Here is a 20,374-nt window from a genome sequence, read left to right as displayed (position 1 = left end):
TTGATGGATCCTATAGGTTTTGTGATTAGGGATTTAGGGTTAGGGGGATACTTTGGGATTAAGAATAAAAATGAATTTTATGCTTATGCTTCCCCTTTGGGATTAGGGTTTGGGTATAAGTTTTGAGGAAGAGGAGGATAACATGGTATAATATCAAGAAAAATAAAGGATAATTTTGGAAAATTTTGAAGTTTCGCAGCGTGCAAAATTACCTACTCGTTTTGGAAATTTTCTTATTCAGTCTTTTAGAGAACTACGAAAAGAAAATAACTGCGAATGCCCCTTGGATCATTTGGTAATTTTTACGGATTCGCTTTCTGAGGTACCTTTAGTGCGCGTTCATTCTGAATGCCTTACAGGAGATGTATTTGGTTCACAAAAATGTGATTGTGGTGGAGAACTTGCATTGGCTATGCAAAAAATTTCTCAAAATGCACAAGAAGGACAGGGTGGAATGCTTATTTATCTACGTCAAGAAGGAAGGGGTATTGGTCTATTTAATAAGGTCAATGCTTATGCTTTGCAAGATGAAGGTTATGATACAGTAGAAGCCAATGAAGCACTTGGATTTAAGAGTGATAATAGGGATTACTCAATTGTTGGGGATATTTTGAACTATTATAAAATTAAAAAAATCCGTTTGCTTACAAATAATCCTGGAAAAATTCAAGCCATGAGTCAATATGTGGAGGTAATCAGAGATAGTATTATTGTCCCAAGTAATTGTTATAATCAAAAATATTTAAATACAAAAAAATCAAAATTAGGACATTTATTATAAGATGCAAAAGAATATTAGTTTTTATGAAGCAATAGATCTCTTAAGACAGACAAAGATAGATTTATTAAGCAAAGAAAAAGTTATCTTTAGTGATGGGCTTAATAGAATATTGGCTCAAGATGTTGTTGCCAAAGATAATATGCCAAAATTCTGTACTTCAAGCATGGATGGGTATGCTTTTTGTTATGAAGATTTAGGAATACTTCAAACGCAAGGATTGGTATTACAAGGAGATAATCCTGCAGGAGCTGAAGATAAAAAAAGTCTTGAGTCCAAAGCGACAATCAAGACTTTTACAGGTTCTAAAATGCCTCAAAATAGCGATACTATTTTAATAGTTGAAAATGCTCTGATTAAAGAGGGGAGAGTATTTTTATCTCCAAACGCTTCTTTGCCTAAGAAAGGACAATGGGTAAGACAAGTTGGCGAAAATTATTCTAAGGGCGATGTTTTATTAAGAAAAAATTCCCGTATAGGGGCTTATGAGATTGGTCTTTTAGCAGATCTCAATCAAGTATTTATTGAAGTCTATAAGAAGCCAAGAGTTGCGATTTTGAGTGGAGGAAGCGAAATTATAGAAGTTGGGGAAGAAAGAATATCTGATAATACTATTTATAGTGTTAATAATCATCTGTTAAAAGCAATGGTTATATCAATGGGTGGAGAGGCGGTGCTTTATCCTGTTATGCCTGATAATAAAGAAGATATTAAGACTATGATGAGTGAGGCATTAAGAGATTGTGATATTTTGCTTAGCACCGGAGGGATGAGCATGGGTGATTATGATTTTACCCAACAAGCTATAGAGGAACTCTGTGAAATTGTATTTAAAGGGGTGCGTATTAAGCCGGGGAAACCTGTAATTTATGGGATTTTTCAAAATCAAAATCAAAAAAAATATTTATTTGGATTGCCCGGATTTCCAAATTCTGCAGCTATAACCTTTTATTTATTTGGTAAGATTATTTTTGCTAAGATGTTGGGCATGGATTATAAACATCAATTTGTAAAAGCTATTTTAAGTGAAAAAATTTCTAAAAATGATGAAAGAATGGAATTCCGAGTTTGTGATTTAAACATTTCTAATGGAAAATATCAGGTTGATTTTTCTACTAAAAGAGTCTTGCAAAGTTCAGTAGTGAATAATTTGTGTGGAGAATCTGCCCTTGTTGTTTTGCCGGAAGGTGAAGGCGAAGTTGCTAAAGGTGCTGAAGTGGATATTATTTTTTTTAAAAACTTTTTATAAGGAGATATACAATGGTAAGTGTTGAGTTTTTAGGACCAATTGGGGAGCAAAAAATGGAGTTTGATATTAGTACTTTATCTGAATTGAAAGCAAAATTAGGAGAAATACAAAATATTGCTAAATGGTTGCCAATGAGTGCATTGGCACTTAATGATGTGTTGATAGAAGATCCGGATACGCCTCTAAAAGATGGTGATAAAATTGTCGTTCTCCCTCCGGTTTGTGGTGGATAAAAAATGTTAGAAATTTATGAAGGGGCATTGCCTACTTATAAAATTTATCAAAAATGGGAACAAATCGCTAGGGAAAAAAATTTAGGAGCATTTTGTGTATTTACCGGAATTGTGAGAAATGAAAATAAAATGGATGGACTAAGCTTTGATATCTATGAACCTCTTTTGAAAAAATGGTTTGAAAATTGGAGTGACAAAGGAAATAAACAAGGGGTTATTTTGTTTATGGCACATTCAAAGGGTAATGTAGAAAATGGAGAAAGTTCTTATATGTCTGCAGTTGTTTCTATGCAAAGAAGACCTGCATTAGCTTTGTATGAGAAGTTTATTGAAGATTTTAAACATAATGCGCCAATTTGGAAATATGATTTCAAATCAGATAAGAGATTTTATGCCCAAGATAGGAGTCACTTATTGCCGGGAAGCGGTATCTTGGCATAATGACAAAAGTTATAGCTTTTAGTGGAAGAAGCAACAGCGGCAAAACAACTCTTATTGAAAAATTAATCCAAATTTTATCTTCACATTATCACGTAGGCGTTATTAAGCACGATCCCAAAAATAAGGCTATATTTGATATGCAGGGCAAAGATAGCTATCGATTTTTTCATAACGGAGCTGATGTAATCGTAACTTCACCTCTTAAAACTACAATTATGATAAATGAGTTTAAAAATATTAATTTATTGTGTGAAATGTTTTTGGACAAAGATTATATTTTTATAGAAGGTTTAAAAGAAATGCCATTTCCTAGGATTTGTGTAGCAAGAGAAGAAATTGATAAAGAATACATTTCTTTTAGCGATGCTTTTGCAATTGATGGGAGTGTTAAAAATCTTGAGATTCTCCCTAATAATTCTAAATTGCTTGATTTGAATAACCCTAAAGAAATTCTTGATTGGATTAATAAAAATGCAAAGGAAATTAATGGATAAGATAAATATAGGTATTGTAGTGGCAAGTGATAGGGCTTTTGAAGGTATTTATGAAGATATTTCCGGAAAAGCAATTGAGGAAGTTTTAAACGAATATATTTTAAATCAATGTGAATATTTTTATCGACTTGTTCAAGATGATCAAAAGATGATTGAACAAGCACTTATTGAACTTTGCGATGATCAAAAATGTGATTTAATAGTTACTACAGGGGGGACAGGACCTGCGTTAAGAGATGTTACTCCTGAGGCTACACAAGGGGTGTGTGAAAAAATGATGCCCGGATTTGGTGAATTAATGCGTCAAGCAAGTCTGAAATATGTCCCTACAGCAATTTTATCAAGACAAACTGCGGGAATTCGCAATCGTTGTTTTATACTCAATCTCCCGGGCAAACCAAAAAGTATTAGAGAATGTTTGGAGGCTGTTTTTCCCGCAATACCATATTGCATTGATTTGATTGGTGGGGCTTTTATAGAAGCAAATGATAAAAATATTAAGATATTTCGTCCAAAATCTTGAAGGATTCGAACATGCAATTAACCCATATCAATGAACAAAATCACCCGACAATGGTAGATGTAAGCGCCAAGATAGAGACTAAAAGAGTGGCTAGGGCAAGTGGAAAAATCACTATGAGTCCTCAAGCTTATCAAGCTATTATTGCTCAAACTGTCCATAAGGGACCTGTTTTGCAGACAGCTATTATTGCCGCTATTATGGGGGCTAAAAAAACAAGTGAAATGATTCCGATGTGCCATCCTTTATTCCTTACAGGCATTGATGTAGAAATTAAAGAAGAAAATAAAACTTGTAGTTTTATTTTGAGTTCAATTGTAAAAACAGAGGGCAAGACAGGCGTAGAAATGGAAGCTTTAACGAGTGTAAGCATAGGGCTATTGACAATTTATGATATGGTAAAGGCAATTGATAAATCAATGTTGATAAGTGAAATAAAATTAGAATCAAAAAGCGGAGGGAAAAGCGGTGATTACAAAAGGTCTTAAATACCATTGCATTAAGATTTGTGATAAAATAAATTCACTCTGGATTCCAAACTCAATAGGATAAATTTTGAAGACAATCAATCTGGTTATTCTTTTTAGTGGCAATGGCAGCAATATGCAAAATATTGTTGAAACATTACGCAATAAAGTATTTTTTAATAATCTTGATTTGGAAAATAAAGATGAAATAGAGATTGCATTTCCTTTTTGCATCACCAACAATCCAAATGCTTATGGTATTTCTAGATGTAAAGAATTGGGGATAGAATGTAAAGTTTTATCACATAAAGATTTTTCCGGAAGAGAAGAGTTTGATAGGGCATTGCTAAAGCTTATTGCCGGCACTCAAGTTGAGCTTGTGATTTTATCGGGTTTTATGAGAGTATTATCCCCAATTTTTACTTCTAACCTCAAAAGTATCAACATCCACCCCTCTCTTCTTCCTAAATACAAAGGGATAAAAGCGATACAAGAAAGTTATCAATCAGATGATAATCATGGAGGTGTAAGCGTGCATTGGGTTAATGATGTTTTAGATGGTGGAGAGATAATTTTGCAAGATTGCATTCCAAAAATTTCAGGCGAAAGTTTGGAAGGTTTTCAAAAAAGAATTCATCATCTGGAATATAAGCTATATCCAAAGGCAATTCTTAAAGCACTCAATCTTACACAAAGTAATACTCATGGATAATTTAGTTACATTTGCAATTATTTCAATTTTGATTGTGCTAGCTCCTTTTGTAAGCAAGATAACTAAAATTCCTATTGTTGTTGTTGAGATGATACTGGGGGCTTTGGCTTATTATTTTGGTATTTTTAAGCATTCAGAAGCTTTTGATATACTGGCCGAAGTAGGATTTTTATTTTTAATGTTTTTGTGTGGTATGGAAGTTGATTTGCGTGGTTTTAAACAGCTTGGAAAAAAATTTTTAAAAAGAGCAGGTATTTATTTTCTTGTTTTGTATGTTGTAGCCACTTCTGCTGTTTTGATTTTGAAACTTCCTCCTATTTATATTGCTGCTTTTCCTGTAATGAGTTTGGGCATGATTATGGCTTTGATTAAAGATTATGGCAAAAATATGCCATGGCTTGATTTGGCTTTAAAAGTTGGAATTATTGGAGAGCTTGTGAGTATTGCTATTTTGGTAATTATCAACGGTTCTTATTCCTATGGTTTAACAATTGATCTTTATAAAACTTTGGCTGTTTTATTGTTGTTTTTACTCGTTATTATTAGTGTATTTCAAATAGGCAAAATATTATTTTGGTGGTTTCCAAATTTAAAACTATTTATTATGCCTTATGATGATGCTAACAATCAAGATATTCGTTTTAGCATGATGTTATTTTTTGGATTGATTGTAATTGTTATTTGGCTAGGACTAGAGAGCGTTTTGGGAGCATTTTTGGCAGGTATGATTGTAGCGACATTTTTTCCATACAAACACGAATTAGTCCATAAACTTAATGATATTGGATTTGGTTTTTTTGTTCCATTATTTTTTATCCATGTAGGTTCTACGCTGGATTTGTCGCTTATTTTACATACACCAAGTTTATTTTTGCACGGAGCATTGATTGTAGTGGCTATGATTTCCTTGCGTTTATTCTCTGCAACCATAGCCTTTAGAAGTTATTTCAAAAGCGCGAAAAATACTATTTTGTTTGCTTTAAGCGATTCAATGCCTTTAACTTTTTTGGTTGCTACGGCTGCTTTGGGCTTACAATTGCATGCGATGGATCAAAATACCTATTATTCATTTTTGTTGGCAGCAATTTTTGAGGGCATTATTTTTACAATTGTTATCAAACTTGTTTATAATTTTTGGAAGATCAAATAATCAGAAAAAAATTATCTTTTTCTGATGTCTATATTAAAAATATGGGGTTGTTTTGTGATTAGGACTTCAAGTTTGATTGTACCCGGTTTAATACCCTTAGGACTGATAACTATAAACCCACCTTTTGCTTTGCCTACAACACTTAATGTTGATTTTCTCAGATAATTGGTTGCCATAATTTTGCGTGCTTCTCTTTGTTCTTGAAATGTTTGTTGGCTTTGTATGTTGTCAATAATAAATGGATTAAGAAACATATTATAGACAAGAAACCCTCCGCGACCAAAATAAAATATTGGCGCCATTATATTTGTATTTGAAGATACACCGGGAGTTGGGATACCAAAATCTTGTAAAATACTCGTAAAATCATAATTAGAATTGAGAATTTCACGATAAGTCAAAATCATAAGCTTAGAACCATTTTGGGTAGCAGATAAATTATGTGTATCTAATATGATGTCCGGTCCTTGTAGGATTTGTGCCCCGATATAAATCACTAAAGGGGGATTTTTCAACCCACCTAAAGTGTTTTGAGAAATTTCTATTTGGACTTTTGAATCAGGGTGGCCGGATTCCAAAATTTCTACACCCTTATCATAACGTGCGATATTTTCAGGAATTACATTATAACGTGCGCATGACACGAACAATAAGGCAATACCAGCTAATAAGATCGTTTTAATCTTCATAGAATATCCTTATTTTGCATAAAATTATGCCGGATTTTTTGAAGATATTCTATCATCTCTAAATAAAGTTTTGTATTTTGTTTTTAACCCTTCAATAACTTTAATAATTTCTTTTTGCCCATAAGAAGTTTCTTCATCCGGTTTATCTAATTCTTGCAGATAAATATCAATAGCTTTTTCGATATTATGGGGCTTTACCCCTGCAAAATATAATGCTACCCCTAACATATCAATAACTTCTAAAGCTAGATCTTCAAAGTCTATTTTGTCTATTTTTTCATTGTTGTTTTTCATAATTATTTTCCTTATAGGGGATTTTGAAGAATTCTTTGTATTTGAAGTTTAATATCTTCATATAAAAAACTTTCTTTAAAACCTTCTATTCTTCCACCGGAGGCATTTTTATGTCCTCCTCCATTGAAAAATTCTTTGCTCATCATGCTGACATCACACTTTCCATTTGCCCGAAGACTTATATTACCCTTAGGATTGACGTCTATATAAAAATCAAATTCAGGATTTTTAGCTAAAAATAAATTAGCAAGAACACTAATCCCTCCCATAGAATAACTTAAAAAACCTTTTTTATCTCTATAAATAATTGTACATTGGTCTTTTTTCTTTGAGAGAAGATTGACTTGAGCAAAGGAAGCTATATTATCCATTGTTTGCAAATCAGGATTGCCTCCTAATGCGATTTTTTTAAGTTTAAAAATTTCGTTATCAAATTTGACTTCACCTCCTTGGAGCAAGAGATAGTCTTTGGCTTGTTTAAGAAGATTGAGTTTATAATCTCTATGATCTGTATCAAACATAAATCGATTGAGTTCATTGGAGCTTGATATCATACTCATAGCTACTTTTCCAAATTCAAATCCAAATCCCTTTTCTTTCCAGATATCAACTGAATTAATCATTTCTGCCATAGGAGTGAGCCATTTTTCATCACTAGGGCATAATAAAGGATATTTTTCTTTGAGCGTTTCATAAGTAATTTTTGTAGCGCAACGATTAATGTCCAAGTAATACCAATGATAAATTTTGGCAGATTCTTCACCGCTGATGTGATGATCTAAAAGTAAAATTTCAACATCTTTTCCTGAAAGTTTCATCTCATCAACTCTTTCTTGTAGGTATTTGGCTTCCGGGAGAGAAAGATTTAAATCAGTAATGAGTATCAAAAATTTTGTTTGTGTCTTAGAGTTGAATTTTGATTCTAAAAGAGTTTCTGGAGAATGATTTATATGATTGATTATGGCATTGATTCTAGCGAGGACTTCTTTACCATAATTTGCATTATAGAAATAAATATTCTTAAAAAAATGTCTTGATATGAGTTGGCAACCATAACCATCTAAATCTATGTGAGATAAGTGATGAACTTGCATTATTCTCCTTAAAAATTAATATTAATATTGCCTAATACTTCGTATTTTGCATTTGTATCAAGCTCTGCATGGCTTAGAACTACTAAGTCTAATTTGAATTGTTCAATTTTGTTTGCCAATGCCCGTCTAAGCTCAGGATCGACAATTAATATTACAGGAGCAATACCTTTTTGAAGCACTTTCATTGATTCTTCGCTAATAGACTCTATGAGTTTTTGCATATCAGCTGTATTTAAAAGTAAAGTTTTACCTGATGGTTGTTCTTTGAGTTTGCCTAAAAGATATTGTTCAGAATTTGTTGATAAGGTCAAAAGTTTTAAATTCCCATCTTCAGATTTAAAAATATTAGTAATAACTCTTGCAAGTTTTGACCGAACCTGTTCGGTAATAATAGCTACATCATTTTGGACAATAGGAGCGATGTCAGTGATGGTCTCAAGGATAGTAAGCATGTCTTTGATGGGAATTTTTTCATGGAGTAATTCTTGCAAGACAGATCGGATAACTCCTGTAGGGATTTTTTTGGCTTCTTCAATAATGGCAGGATAATCTTGTGAAAGTCTATCCATCAGTGATTTGACTTCATCTTTGGTGATAAATTCTTCAGCATAATTTTTCACAAGCTCACTCATATGGGTAGCAATGACCGTAGAAGGATCAATAATGGTATAGCCTTGAATAATTGCTTCTTCTTTGTCTTTGGGATCTACCCACAAAGCATCCATACCAAAAGCAGGTTCTTTGGTAGGAATACCTTCAATTTCTTTGCTCACAAATCCGGTATTCATTGCTAAAAATTTATCAGGCATCACACTTCCCTCACCAATCACAATGCCCTTAAGCTTGATTTCATAATGGGTTGGAGGGAGTTGAAGGTTATCTCGGATGCGGATTTGAGGCATTAAAAATCCATAGTCATTGGCAATTTTTTTTCTGATTCCCCTAACTCTCTCCAGAAGATCCCCCCCTTGTTTTACATCTGCAAGTCCTATAAGTTGGTAACCTAAGGCAAGTTCTAAAAGCTCAATTTTAAGCACTTCATCAATTGCTTTTTCTTCTTCTTTTTTGATTTCTTCAGGAGTTTTTTGAGTTTTTGTATTTGGAGTATGAGTGTGGGCATCTGTTTGCGCAGAAGATGGAGAATCATTTGTGGAAAGATCAAGATCCATCTTTTTGCCCAGCCATTTTTCAAATATAGAAAATAAATTTTGATTATCCCCTCTAGATATAAGCCAAGCAACAAATAAAAATAAAAACCCCACAAAAGCAAGCGAAAAAGTTGGCAAGCCCGGCACAGTTGCGAATAAAAGCAAAATCGATCCCACAATAATAAGAGTCTTGCTTCTATCAGTTAATTGGGTGATTAATTTGGAAGCAAAGTTTTCTTCTTCTCCTTGCGTAGTTCTAGTGGCTACAATACCTGTAGCTGTAGCAATAATAAGGGCAGGGATTTGACCCACTAACCCATCTCCTATAGTAAGAACTGTAAAAGTAGAAGCACTAAAAGCTATGCTCATATCTCTTTGGAATACACCAACTAAGAAGCCTCCAATAATATTGATTAAAGTAATAATAATCGAAGCAACAGCATCGCCTTTGACAAATTTACTCGCTCCATCCATTGCTCCATAAAAATCAGCTTCTTGAGTAAGCGCTCCACGTCGTTTCTTGGCTTCTTCATTATCAATAAGTCCGGAGTTTAAATCTGCATCAATGGCCATTTGTTTCCCGGGCATAGCATCGAGTGCAAATCTGGCTCTGACTTCTGTAACGCGTGTTGAACCATTGGTTACTACAAGCAGATTGACAAGCACAAGAATAGTAAAAACGATGGTCCCAATGATATAATTACCCCCTACTGTGAATTCTCCAAACGCTGCAATAATATCACTCACAGCTTCAGGACCTCTATAGCCTTCTGTAAGAATCATTCTTGTTGTAGCAACATTAAGAGCCAATCGATAAAGAGTTACGATAAGCAAAAGAGTAGGAAAGGCTGAGAAATCTGTAGGTTTGGTAATATAAAGACCTATTAAGATAATAAGAATAGAAAGTGCGATTGATATGGTCAATAAAAAATCAAGTAAAAAAGGTGGGAGAGGGACAATAATGATGGCTAAAATAGCAATGACAAATGCAACAACCGTTAAATCTTTGGATTGAGTGATATATCGCAGATAAGGAACGACTTTTTTAATAACATTTTTTTGTCTATCTGAAGCCACTAAGTTTATGCCTTTTTTGGATTATTTATTATTCGAGATAGGATTCTACAATTTTTAATGTAAAATTTTGCTTTTTTATGTATAATTCTATCTTTAAATTTATACCATTCAGGAGGTCATTATGGCTTTAGATACGGCGAAAAAACAAGAAATTATTTCACAATTTGCCAGAGATAGCAAGGATACAGGATCTTCAGAAGTCCAAATAGGGTTATTGAGTCAAAGAATTTCAAGTTTAACACAACATCTCAAAGAAAATCCAAAAGATCACTCAAGCAGATTAGGGTTATTGAAATTAGTGGGGCAGAGAAAACATCTTCTTAAATACCTCAAAAAAACACAATATGAAAGATATGCTAATTTGATTGCTAAATTAGGCATCAAAGACAGATAATTTAGCTATGTCACTAAGATATAGCAATAAAATAGGTCTCTTTTTAACTCTTCTATCCTGTGGAGTTTATTTATTTTCATCTATAAAAGGTTCTCCACAGGTTTTTTCAGTTTTATTTTTATTAGCGTTGCTTGTTTATTCAAGATTTTTTCAAAAATTAGACTCCATCCCTAAAGAAATTAAATTTATTGCTTATGCATTTGCCGGTATTTTTTTTACAACATTTCCTAATATGTTTGTGAATGATAGTTTTAGCTATGGTTTGCGAATTTTTAATATGCCTTTAGGTTATTTAGTCGGAGCTTTTCTTTTGGTACTTCTTATTGGTTCAAGAATAATATTAAATCAAAAAATTATTTTTTATATGATTGGGGTGGCTTGTTTTGTCAATGGTTTGATTGCTGTTTTTCAGAAAGTTTTTTTAGATATTGATAGGGTTGGGGGTTTTTCAGGAATCTCTGAATTTGGGAATGTTGGTTCTGTTTTGGGGTTGTGTGCTCTTGCTTGTTTTTTAAGATTAAATTCTTCTTTAAAAGAAAAGATTTTTTTTGGTATGGCTGTTATTTTTGCAATTATTGTGATGATTTTCAGTGAGACTCGTGGTGTTATTTTGGGTTTTGTCGTTGGCAGTATAGCACTTTTTATACTTTTTATACTTTTTAATTCCAATAAACATATACGATTAAAACTACTTAAAAAAATAATATTTTTTATTGTCATAGGTGGGGTTGTTTTGGCTTTTGTTCCTCAAGTGCGTTCTTCAATGGCAAGATTTTATCAAGCAAATTCCGACATTAAAGAATATAAAGAAAATAATTATAATACAAGCCTGGGATTGCGTTTTGAGATGTGGAAAGAAGCTATTGCTATTATCAAGCTTTCTCCTATTATTGGCTTGAGCCCCAAAAGCATTTGTGATAGAAAATACGAAATCAACAGACTTGCTAAATCAGATAGAGATCCCAAAACATTGAATTGTTATGGCAGGTATCATAATGAGATTTTAAATACATTGGCAAGAAAGGGTATTTTAGGGCTTTTGGCTTTGTTGGCAACATGGTTGAGTATTGGAATTTTTTCTATCAAGGCTATCCAAAAGAGAAAAGGTAATATTCCTGCTTATATGATGATGGGCATTTTGGTTTATTATATTGTTAGTGGAGGGAGTGGAGAGCCAATGAGCGCTTTTATGGATGGTAATTTCTTTATCATCACAATGGTGATTTTAAGCTCTCTTGCTTATTGGGGAATCAAGAAGGGTCAAGAAGGGTGTTGTTGAAAACTAAAATTTTATCATTTTTTTGAAAAAATAATAAAAAAGATAAAAATATCAAATTAATTATTCGAATACTAAAAATAAAAAGATGAGAATTTTGATTTTATGGCATTATTCAATCATAAAAAATACTCTCTTAAGACTATTGCATATTTTTAGAATATTTTAACTTTATAAGAGATATTGTATTTTTGGCTATTTTTTAACTTTTTTATTAAGGATATGAAATTTATCTCATTTTAAGATGTTTTAAATCATCATTTTGAAATAGATATAAAGAAGATTTTATAAGATTATTAAAGCATGAAAATAATAAATATTTTATTTTTAATATAATATTATTTTTTATAAAAAATAAATAATAAAATGATTTTATTCCTAATTTTTTAATCTATTGCCATAAAATCAGAATTTAATTTTTTGATTATTTGTTTTTAAGAGCGATCCCGGTTTTTTATTTTAATAGAGTATCTTGGACTTAAAATATTTATTTTTAAAAGCTATATATTTAATTTATTATTATCAATAAAAAATAAAAATTAAATTATTGACTAAATTAACCCAATTTTATTTCCAATCCTCCACATATTACGTTTAATTCTATCAATAAAACTTCTCTTAAATTTTTTAACAGTAATTTTCGATATTTCTTGTTTGCCTCTTTCTTTAAAGTCTTCAGCAATTATCTTGCCCATACATTGAATAAAGTTATATTCTTTTAGGCAAAGTTCTCTTGCTTTTTTGATAGATTCAATATTTTTTTCCCATAAATTGTTTGTTATGGCTTCTTGTATTATCTTGATAGCTTCTTGGGGTTTGTTAATATCAATGGTAATATAAGAATCATTAGGGAAGTATTCCCCAATATTGGGAGCCCCGCAATAAATAGGCATTGTATAGGCAAGATAACAATCGATAATTTTTTCTGTAAAGTAATGAGGAATAGAAGAATTTTCAATAGCGATTGAATATTTATAATCCCTCAAGCCATCTATTTTATTGGTCAATTCATGAACTGTTCCGGATCCATAAAAATCAATCTCTTGTCCTATTTTTTGATTTTTAAGCCACATTACAAATTCTCTGCGCGCCAGATGTCCCGGAAAGATAGATTTGTGGATAGAGGCGATACAAGAAATTGTTTTTGTTTTTTGATTTAGGGGCATTTGAGAAATGGTTTTATAAGGAGGTTTATTTTTGCTATATAACATCCAATACATCATCGGGTGATGGGGAATATAATGAAGATGGGCAGGATCTTTTGCCAAAAGTTCACAAACAAAGCCAAAAACTTTTCTGAAATTTTTATAGGTTCTTTTTTGTTTTGCAAATTCATTTTTAAAACAAATATGATATTTAGATGAATTTGGTATATAAGGCTCTTGTTGCAAGGCAAAAAGATTATCTTTGCCTACATGAAGCGTCCTATTTTTATCAACTCGGTTGAGCATAACCACATAATCGCTTTGATTAAATTTTGTACTAAAAATTATTTGCAAGTCTTTTTGATTATAGCACCCATCATTTTTGTAAGATTGTTTTTTAAGCCAATCTTCCAGCCATTGATCATCATAGATTTTATCTGTATTTTGAATCAACAAGACACTAATTTTTTGCATAAAATTCCTTATTTGATAAAAATTTCTTCTTCAATTTTTGAGATTTGGATTTGATTAGTTTGATAAAAATATTTTCTTAATACCATAAAAGCGATCAAATCTTCCATTTTTTTATCTAAAAATTGCTTTGTATAGGCATTTGCATGGGTTATAATTTCTTTGGCTTGGTTTGAATGGCTTAGAAAATATTCTAATTTTTCTATTAGATTTTCATAATCATAATCAATCTCTATATAATGATAGTTTGGAATTAACGTCCCCTCCATAAACCAAGTTTCAAATTTTGGTTTGGGCATTACTGCAATTGAATTAGAACTCATAATCCACTTTAAATTACTAGCCACATCATTTCCCTCAAGAGAGAGGATAAATTTATATTGCATATGATTTTCTATGCTAATTTTTTCTTTTTGCCATGAAGCGAACTCTTCTCTATTTGCCCCAACATGTCCAAGATCGCACATAGGGTGATTAAAGTATTTTTGCATAAATTTTTTCCTGTGCGTTTGATAGCAGCCCCCTCGAAAAAATAAAATATTTTTTTTATCTTCATAGGGAATAAGAGGAGGATTTTTGAAAAATTTAAAATGTCTCATTTTGTCTAATTTTAGCAACACATTATTGCTAAAATTTTTGCTTATAGGTCTGGATTTACATATAGAGGGGTAGGGTAACTCATAGTTTATATCCCCGGATTCCAAGATATATATGAGATTTTTTGGAAAAAATCTCATATATTCATAAGTGTCGAAAAAATATCTCGACCCTTTTTTTAAAAGTTTTAAATTTGAGGGATTAGAGGTATTGGGCATACAACCGGAATTAAAAGAGCAATAATAGCGCACCCTTTGAGCTAATTTTTCTAATTCATTGTCTTTGAGAGATTGGAGCTCATGAAGTTTTGCTTTGAGAATATATTTGCCCAAAAATCTTGGATACATAAAATACCCAATTCCCTTAAGATTATATAAAAATTGATTATTTCTCAAACTTTTTCCTCACAATTTAATTCCAATTGTAGCAAAAAATCCTTCGCTTCTGTAGTAAAACACCGGTCATTTTATATATAATTATTATTATAAAAGATAATATATAAATATACAAGGAAAACCAAAATGAATAATTTTTCAAAAATTTCTGTAGTGATTTTAGCCAAAAATGCTCAAGTACATTTGAGGGAGTGCCTGGAAGCTTTGTGTGATTTTGATGAGATTATTTTGCTTGATAATGAAAGCACGGATGATACGCAAATAATAGCTGGAAATTTTAAAAATGTAAAAATTTATGAAAGTGAGTTTATTGGGTTTGGTCCTTTAAAAAACTTAGCAATTTCTTATGCAAAGCACGATTGGATTTTGAGTATTGATTCAGATGAGGTTTTGGAAAAAGATGCACTTGAAATGATCAAACATCTATCTTTAGATAGCAAGATTGTTTATTCTTTAAGTCGTAAAAATCTCTATAAGGGAGAATGGATTCAGGCGTGTGGATGGAGTCCTGATTATGTAAGGCGTTTATTTTGCAAGGATAAAACATGCTTTAATCAAAATCAAGTTCATGAAAGCGTTATTATTCCTGATGGATGTAGAGAAATAAAGTTAAATGGTTACCTCAGGCATTATGCATTTGAAAGTGTTGATATGCTGCTAGGGAAATTGAATCGTTATAGCACAATTTGGGCTGATGAAAAAAAATCCGGCAAGAAAAAAGCCAGTGTTTTTGGGGCAATTGGAAGATTTGTTTTGGTATTTTTGAAAGATTATTTTTTTAGAAAAGGATTTTTGTATGGTTATAAAGGTTTCATTGTAGCGTATTGTAATGCTGATGGAGCGTTTTTTAAATATATGAAGCTTTATGAAAGACGCCAAGAGAGTCAAGAAAAATAGTTTTATAAATTAATATAATATTTTATTGGCAAAATATTGAGATTATAAAATAATATCTATAATTTTTGAGAATTAGAAGATAATATTAAAATATTATTATGATTAATTTATAATTTTAAATACTCTAAAATTATAAGAGAGTTTTAAAGATAAATTATAAAAATCTATAAAATTTGAAGAAAATATGGAATAAAACTCACTCTAAGAGTAGTATTACCAGGCTTGTATGAAATACTTATATATCTTCAAAATTTATTGTTTATATACAACATAATGATATTGCTTTTTTAAAAAATAAATATTTTAGATTAAAAATAGAACTTAAATTTGGTTAATCTTAAAAATCATATAAAATAAAATATGAGTAAAATATCATAAAGATACAAAAAAATATTTCAATTAAAAGATAATATTAAGCAATAGTTTGAGATAATTTTAATAGGTTTTTCTTAATTAATTAGGAAAAAATGAGATTAATTTTTGTAATCTTTTAGAATAGTTTCAATCAAGATGAAGTTAAGGCAAATAATGAATGCTAGACAAAAAGAGGAAATTGGAAATCTTTATGGTAGTTGTGGTATTTTGCAACTGGAATCTGTCGAAAAAAATTTTAAATTTGAGTGTGAATGTACAGATTTGACTATAACACAAAAACCTTTATCTGAAAGTTCTCATTACGAAGAATTATCTTCACAATCTTCTCAAAAAACCACAACAGATAAAAGTCTCCAAAGGCACTATAATGTTTTGATTCGTTTCAATCAAAAACTTCCAATTAACTGGAATGCTTGCCAACAACTTTCTATTACTTATAAAAGCAACCGGATTGACAATAAAAGATTGGTAATTGTGTTGTATCGGCCTGTTTTTACTTCTATTAGGGATTTTAGCATTGAGGGATATCTTTGCATGAGTGATACAGGATATTACGATTATTGGGTGGAGAGGGGCTAACTTAATTTTATAGATAGTAGTCTCATGAAAAGGACATAAAATGGAATCTATTGACAACAAAGACAAAGAAAGCCAACTTATAGAGAATAAAAAAAAGATTGATATTGTTATTCAGAAGTGTAATAAAGTTTTAGAAACCAGGAATCTTAAAGAGGCTCAAGAGTTAAAAACAGAAATTCTTTTTACTTATGAGACATTTTTTCAAAAAGCATTTCAGCGGACTTTGGGTAGAGATTTGTTATGTGAATATGATGTATTTGGAGATTATAACCCACAGGTTTTGAATATGAATCGTTCCTATGTTTTTAATATAAATAAAATGTTTGAAAATATTATTTTATTGAGAAAAAAATTACTTTTATTGCAAGAATATTGGAAATCTAAAAAATAATTTTAATATAAAAACTTTATTGATTTTTATGAGATATTTTAGTGCATTTCTTGATTTATAAAAATTTTTCAAAACTTAAAATCGCTTAAGATTTGTTTTGCTAGAATCTTACTAAAAGGAAGGTTTTTATCTTATGTTTAGGAAAATTCTAATCGCCAACCGAGGTGAAATAGCCCTTCGTATTATCCGTGCTTGCAATGATTTGAATATCCAAAGTGTGGCAATTTACTCTCAAGCAGATGAACAATCTCTGCATGTGAAAATGGCTAATGAAGCCTATAAAATAAGTCAAGATCCCTTAAAAGGTTATCTTGATCCGGATGCTATTATTGAGATTGCCAAAAAAAGTGGCGCTCAAGCTATTCACCCGGGTTATGGATTTTTGAGTGAAAACGCTGATTTTGCCTATAAAGTGTGTGGATCCGGACTTGTTTTTATAGGACCCGCTCCTGGAGTTATTGCAAAAATGGGAGATAAAAATCAAGCTCGAAATTTAATGCAAGAAAATGGTATTCCCATTGTTCCGGGAACTCTACCTCTTAATAACAACACACAAGCAGAGATTAAAGATTTTGCACACAAAATTGGTTATCCTATTATTCTCAAAGCTGTAGCCGGAGGTGGAGGCAGAGGGATTCGAGTGGTTTTTGATGAAAATCAATTGATGGATAGCCTAGAGACTTGCAAAAAAGAAGCAAAGGCGTTTTTTAAAAATGATGAAGTTTTTATGGAAAAATATATTCAGAATCCGCGTCATATTGAATTCCAAATTTTAGCAGATAATTATGGGAATGTGGTTCATTTGCTTGAGAGAGATTGTTCAATTCAAAGACGCCATCAAAAATTATTAGAAATTGCGCCCAGTCCATCAATTAGTGAGGATTTACGTCGTAGAATGGGGGCAGCAGCAGTTATGGCTGCAAAAGTTTCAGGGTATAGCAATGCCGGGACAGTAGAATTTTTATTAGATGATATGAATTGCTTTTATTTTATGGAAATGAACACAAGAATCCAGGTTGAACATGGAGTTACGGAAGAAATTACAGGATTAGATTTGGTTGCAAGGCAGATCCGTATTGCAAGTGGTGAATTGCTTGAACTTCATCAAAACCATATCATGCCTCAAGGTTTTAGTATTGAAGCCAGGATTAATGCTGAGGATGCTCATAGGGATTTTGCTCCAAATCCGGGTAAAATTACAGAATATTTTCCGGCGTTAGGACCTTGTGTACGTATAGATAGTTGTATTTATAAAGATTATGTTATTCCACCCTATTATGATTCAATGGTTGCAAAGGTAATCGTGCGTGCAAGTAGTTATGACTTGGCAGTAAATAAGATGATTCGTGCATTAAAAGAATTCAAAGTAGAAGGGATCAGAACTACGACAGATTTTTTACTCAATATTTGCAAAGAGAGAAATTTTAGGCGTGGAGATTTTGATACTTCTTATATCCAAACTCATTTTGATAGACTTCTTGTTCAAGAAGCCGAAGATAGTGTGTTTATCGCAATTACAAAAGCTATGAGTTTAAAATATGATTTGGAATTGCCATTTCATAAGGAATAATATGAGAGAGATTGTTTTAATTAATTCTAAAGAAAATCTAAAAGTAAAGACTTTGATTGTAAATAAAATTGAACTTTTGCCTATTAAAAAAGCAATTTTAGAGCAGCATATAGAAATCCAAAAACTTCACAAGAAAGTCGATGCTTTGATATTTACTTCAAAATATGCTTGCAAATCATTGGTAAAAAACATGCAAGAAGATTCTATGCTTGAAGTTTTTAGAGAAATCCCTGCATTTGTAATTGGTGAAAATACCGCTCAGAAGTTAATAGAACATCGTTTTAATGTGGAATATGTTGGGATTGACTCGCATGGTTCAGGGTTTTCTAGTGAAATTATTCCTTTGTTAAAAAACAGAAAGCCTTTATATTTCCGAGCAAAAAAAATTGTTTCCGGACTAGATACGAAACTTTTAGAAGCAAAAATTAAACTCAAACAAGTAATTGCTTATGAAAACAAAACAAATATTATTGATAAATCTTATAAACCTGCTCCAAAATCCATTCTGATTTTTACTGCTCCCAGTCATTATTTGGCATTTAAACAAAATTTTGGTTGGGATGGGAGTTATAGTGCTGTTGCAATTGGCATGACAACATTTGGTGTATTTGATAGTGATGTGGAGGGATTTATCAGTCCTATGCAAAGCATTGATAGTTGTATAGAGTTTGCTAAAGATTTAGCATTAAAACTTCCTTAAGGATTTGTAATTTTTTAAAAAATTTACGATAATTTTTGTATAAAATTAAATTAAAGAGATTGGTGATGGAATTTATTTTTGTAATGATAGGTGGAGCAATAGGTAGTATCTTGAGGTATTTATTAGGAAAAATATTACCTCTAAAATTTTTAATTTGGAGTGTTTTTCCATTAGGAACTTTTGGAGTAAATCTTTTAGGAAGTTTTTTGATTGGTTTATTTAGCTGTTTGATAATACAAAAAGGCTTAGGAAATGAATGGAGAGTTTTTGTTATAGTTGGTATTCTTGGGGGATTTACAACTTTTTCATCATTCAGTTTGGATGCTTTTATGATGATAAATCAAAAAGAATATTTTAAAGCAATTTTTTATATTCTTAGCACAAATATACTAGGTTTATTATTTCTTGGAATAGGATGGGTTTTAGCTAAGAGTTTTTTTCATTGATCATCTTTGATTTTGAATAAATAATGTGCAATTAAAATTGTTTGCAATAAAGTTGCGAAAAGATTAAAAATAGGGATTAGCGAAAAAACATAAGCAATAATTGTGATTTGATAAAGCTTGCTTTTGTGATTTGATAAAACAGATTGATAATCTGACTTTGCAAATATAGAACTTCCTATGTCAAAAATCATAGTGCTTTTAAAAAAGAAAAAATGTGGGATTAAAATAGCAAAAATTCCAATGAGCGGAATAAAATAAAGAGGTACTAAAATAAGAGTAAAAAGAATAAACCGGGCAAAAGATTTGCTAAAATGCGTGATAGAGCTGCTTATTCCCCCAAATGAATGCAATTGAGTATCCAGATAGTATTTTTTGTGTAAATAAGTAACAACAAGGGGTGTATAAAAAATAGAAATAAAAATATTGCCAATTAAAGTAAGAATAATAATAAAAAATATAAGCAATATATATAAGAATAATTTAATGAAAAAATTACCAATTTGAGCAAAAAAACCTTGATTTTGTAATAAATTTTGCCAACTTAGAGGAAGCAGATGTTCTAACCAACCAAAGATTGTTTCATGAAAATAAAATAAGATAACTCCCCAAAGCATTACCCCAATAAGAATAGGCAGAAGATTAAGAGCGATCATTTTGAAACTAAAGAAATCTTCCCAGCTTTTTTTAAGAATACTTAGCATTGTTTTTCCTGATTGAAATTTTGATAAAAATTTAGCTTTTATTGACTTTATTTAAGTTTAAAAGGTAAGATTACAAAATGTATTGCCTCAA

General features: G+C 31.2%; 24 protein-coding genes and 1 pseudogene. 18 read left to right on the top strand and 7 right to left on the bottom strand.

What is annotated here, in order from left to right; translation table 11 throughout:
• The 10 genes and pseudogenes from BKH45_RS09060 to BKH45_RS05085 form a co-directional block, all read left to right on the top strand.
• Positions 1 to 126 (top strand): annotated as a pseudogene (locus BKH45_RS09060) (DUF3943 domain-containing protein); the annotation flags it as partial.
• Between the two features lie 49 nt (positions 127 to 175).
• Positions 176 to 781: a GTP cyclohydrolase II gene (gene ribA, locus BKH45_RS05125; protein ID WP_095274403.1), complete on the top strand. Its 606-nt coding sequence runs from the start codon at positions 176 to 178 to the stop codon at positions 779 to 781.
• 1 nt (position 782) lies between these two features.
• A complete protein-coding gene (locus BKH45_RS05120) occupies positions 783 to 2,027 on the top strand; it encodes a molybdopterin molybdotransferase MoeA (protein ID WP_095274402.1) in 1,245 nt (414 codons plus the stop codon).
• An 11-nt stretch (positions 2,028 to 2,038) separates the two neighbouring features.
• The gene (locus tag BKH45_RS05115; protein ID WP_095274401.1) at positions 2,039 to 2,260 is read left to right on the top strand and encodes a MoaD/ThiS family protein; all 222 of its coding nucleotides are present in this window, start codon (positions 2,039 to 2,041) and stop codon (positions 2,258 to 2,260) included.
• Between the two features lie 3 nt (positions 2,261 to 2,263).
• Complete coding sequence (locus BKH45_RS05110) at positions 2,264 to 2,701, top strand: molybdenum cofactor biosynthesis protein MoaE (protein WP_095274400.1); 438 nt, start codon at positions 2,264 to 2,266, stop codon at positions 2,699 to 2,701.
• Positions 2,701 to 3,195 (top strand): molybdopterin-guanine dinucleotide biosynthesis protein B, encoded by a 495-nt coding sequence (gene mobB / locus BKH45_RS05105; protein ID WP_095274399.1) that lies wholly within the window; start codon positions 2,701 to 2,703, stop codon positions 3,193 to 3,195. Before BKH45_RS05110 ends, mobB begins: the two co-directional genes overlap by 1 nt.
• Positions 3,188 to 3,718, top strand: coding sequence for a molybdopterin adenylyltransferase (gene mog, locus BKH45_RS05100; RefSeq protein ID WP_095274398.1), 531 nt, complete (start codon positions 3,188 to 3,190; stop codon positions 3,716 to 3,718). Before mobB ends, mog begins: the two co-directional genes overlap by 8 nt.
• Positions 3,719 to 3,729: 11 nt before the next feature.
• Positions 3,730 to 4,203: a cyclic pyranopterin monophosphate synthase MoaC gene (gene moaC, locus BKH45_RS05095; protein ID WP_095274397.1), complete on the top strand. Its 474-nt coding sequence runs from the start codon at positions 3,730 to 3,732 to the stop codon at positions 4,201 to 4,203.
• Between the two features lie 67 nt (positions 4,204 to 4,270).
• On the top strand, positions 4,271 to 4,894 hold the full coding sequence (purN, locus tag BKH45_RS05090; RefSeq protein WP_257874497.1) for a phosphoribosylglycinamide formyltransferase: 624 nt from the start codon (positions 4,271 to 4,273) through the stop codon (positions 4,892 to 4,894).
• Positions 4,887 to 6,044 carry a cation:proton antiporter gene (locus BKH45_RS05085; protein WP_095274396.1) on the top strand — a complete coding sequence of 386 codons (1,158 nt, stop codon included), beginning with the start codon at positions 4,887 to 4,889 and terminating at the stop codon, positions 6,042 to 6,044. The genes purN and BKH45_RS05085 overlap by 8 nt, the downstream gene beginning before the upstream one ends.
• 11 nt (positions 6,045 to 6,055) lie before the next feature.
• On the opposite strand, the gene BKH45_RS05080 is transcribed toward BKH45_RS05085, so the two are convergent.
• Genes BKH45_RS05080 through flhA form a run of 4 tightly spaced genes read right to left on the bottom strand, consistent with a single transcriptional unit; the run spans position 6,056 to position 10,319 of the window.
• Complete coding sequence (locus BKH45_RS05080; RefSeq protein WP_095274395.1) at positions 6,056 to 6,733, bottom strand: hypothetical protein; 678 nt, start codon at positions 6,731 to 6,733, stop codon at positions 6,056 to 6,058.
• Between the two features lie 24 nt (positions 6,734 to 6,757).
• Complete coding sequence (locus BKH45_RS05075; protein WP_095274394.1) at positions 6,758 to 7,027, bottom strand: hypothetical protein; 270 nt, start codon at positions 7,025 to 7,027, stop codon at positions 6,758 to 6,760.
• Positions 7,028 to 7,038: 11 nt separating this feature from the next.
• Positions 7,039 to 8,121 carry a 3',5'-cyclic-nucleotide phosphodiesterase gene (locus BKH45_RS05070; RefSeq protein ID WP_095274393.1) on the bottom strand — a complete coding sequence of 361 codons (1,083 nt, stop codon included), beginning with the start codon at positions 8,119 to 8,121 and terminating at the stop codon, positions 7,039 to 7,041.
• 8 nt (positions 8,122 to 8,129) lie between these two features.
• Entirely contained in the window at positions 8,130 to 10,319 is a 2,190-nt protein-coding gene (gene flhA / locus BKH45_RS05065) for a flagellar biosynthesis protein FlhA (RefSeq protein WP_257874499.1), read from the bottom strand.
• Positions 10,320 to 10,467: 148 nt separating this feature from the next.
• Between flhA and rpsO the strand changes: the two genes are divergently transcribed.
• Positions 10,468 to 10,740, top strand: a complete 273-nt coding sequence (rpsO, locus tag BKH45_RS05060) for a 30S ribosomal protein S15 (protein WP_095274391.1) — start codon at positions 10,468 to 10,470, stop codon at positions 10,738 to 10,740.
• Between the two features lie 7 nt (positions 10,741 to 10,747).
• Positions 10,748 to 12,019 carry an O-antigen ligase family protein gene (locus BKH45_RS05055; RefSeq protein WP_095274390.1) on the top strand — a complete coding sequence of 424 codons (1,272 nt, stop codon included), beginning with the start codon at positions 10,748 to 10,750 and terminating at the stop codon, positions 12,017 to 12,019.
• A 548-nt stretch (positions 12,020 to 12,567) separates the two neighbouring features.
• On the opposite strand, the gene BKH45_RS05050 is transcribed toward BKH45_RS05055, so the two are convergent.
• Both BKH45_RS05050 and BKH45_RS05045 read right to left on the bottom strand, forming a co-directional pair.
• Complete coding sequence (locus tag BKH45_RS05050) at positions 12,568 to 13,635, bottom strand: glycosyltransferase family 10 (RefSeq protein ID WP_095274389.1); 1,068 nt, start codon at positions 13,633 to 13,635, stop codon at positions 12,568 to 12,570.
• Between the two features lie 8 nt (positions 13,636 to 13,643).
• Complete coding sequence (locus tag BKH45_RS05045) at positions 13,644 to 14,624, bottom strand: glycosyl transferase family 90 (RefSeq protein ID WP_095274388.1); 981 nt, start codon at positions 14,622 to 14,624, stop codon at positions 13,644 to 13,646.
• A gap of 126 nt (positions 14,625 to 14,750) precedes the next feature.
• On the opposite strand from BKH45_RS05045, the gene BKH45_RS05040 reads away from it, so the two are divergent.
• The 6 genes from BKH45_RS05040 (at position 14,751) to crcB (ending at position 19,582) form a co-directional block, all read left to right on the top strand.
• Entirely contained in the window at positions 14,751 to 15,521 is a 771-nt protein-coding gene (locus tag BKH45_RS05040; RefSeq protein WP_095274387.1) for a glycosyltransferase family 2 protein, read from the top strand.
• A 528-nt stretch (positions 15,522 to 16,049) separates the two neighbouring features.
• The gene (locus BKH45_RS05035) at positions 16,050 to 16,475 is read left to right on the top strand and encodes a hypothetical protein (protein ID WP_095274386.1); all 426 of its coding nucleotides are present in this window, start codon (positions 16,050 to 16,052) and stop codon (positions 16,473 to 16,475) included.
• A gap of 40 nt (positions 16,476 to 16,515) precedes the next feature.
• Positions 16,516 to 16,866 (top strand): hypothetical protein, encoded by a 351-nt coding sequence (locus BKH45_RS05030; protein WP_095274385.1) that lies wholly within the window; start codon positions 16,516 to 16,518, stop codon positions 16,864 to 16,866.
• Positions 16,867 to 16,999: 133 nt separating this feature from the next.
• The gene (locus BKH45_RS05025; protein WP_095274384.1) at positions 17,000 to 18,436 is read left to right on the top strand and encodes an acetyl-CoA carboxylase subunit A; all 1,437 of its coding nucleotides are present in this window, start codon (positions 17,000 to 17,002) and stop codon (positions 18,434 to 18,436) included.
• A gap of 1 nt (position 18,437) precedes the next feature.
• Positions 18,438 to 19,136, top strand: a complete 699-nt coding sequence (locus tag BKH45_RS05020; protein WP_180675639.1) for a uroporphyrinogen-III synthase — start codon at positions 18,438 to 18,440, stop codon at positions 19,134 to 19,136.
• 65 nt (positions 19,137 to 19,201) lie between these two features.
• Positions 19,202 to 19,582, top strand: coding sequence for a fluoride efflux transporter CrcB (gene crcB / locus BKH45_RS05015; RefSeq protein ID WP_180675637.1), 381 nt, complete (start codon positions 19,202 to 19,204; stop codon positions 19,580 to 19,582).
• Here the strand turns inward: crcB and BKH45_RS05010 are convergent.
• On the bottom strand, positions 19,576 to 20,283 hold the full coding sequence (locus tag BKH45_RS05010) for an EI24 domain-containing protein (RefSeq protein ID WP_095274382.1): 708 nt from the start codon (positions 20,281 to 20,283) through the stop codon (positions 19,576 to 19,578). The genes crcB and BKH45_RS05010 overlap by 7 nt on opposite strands.
• Positions 20,284 to 20,374: the final 91 nt, after the last annotated feature.

The sequence above is a fragment of the Helicobacter sp. 11S03491-1 genome (assembly GCF_002272835.1).
In the GTDB taxonomy this organism is placed as follows: Bacteria; Campylobacterota; Campylobacteria; order Campylobacterales; family Helicobacteraceae; genus Helicobacter_J.
The sequence above is the reverse complement of the archived record's forward strand: the minus strand, read 5'-3'. Positions and strand labels throughout refer to the sequence as shown.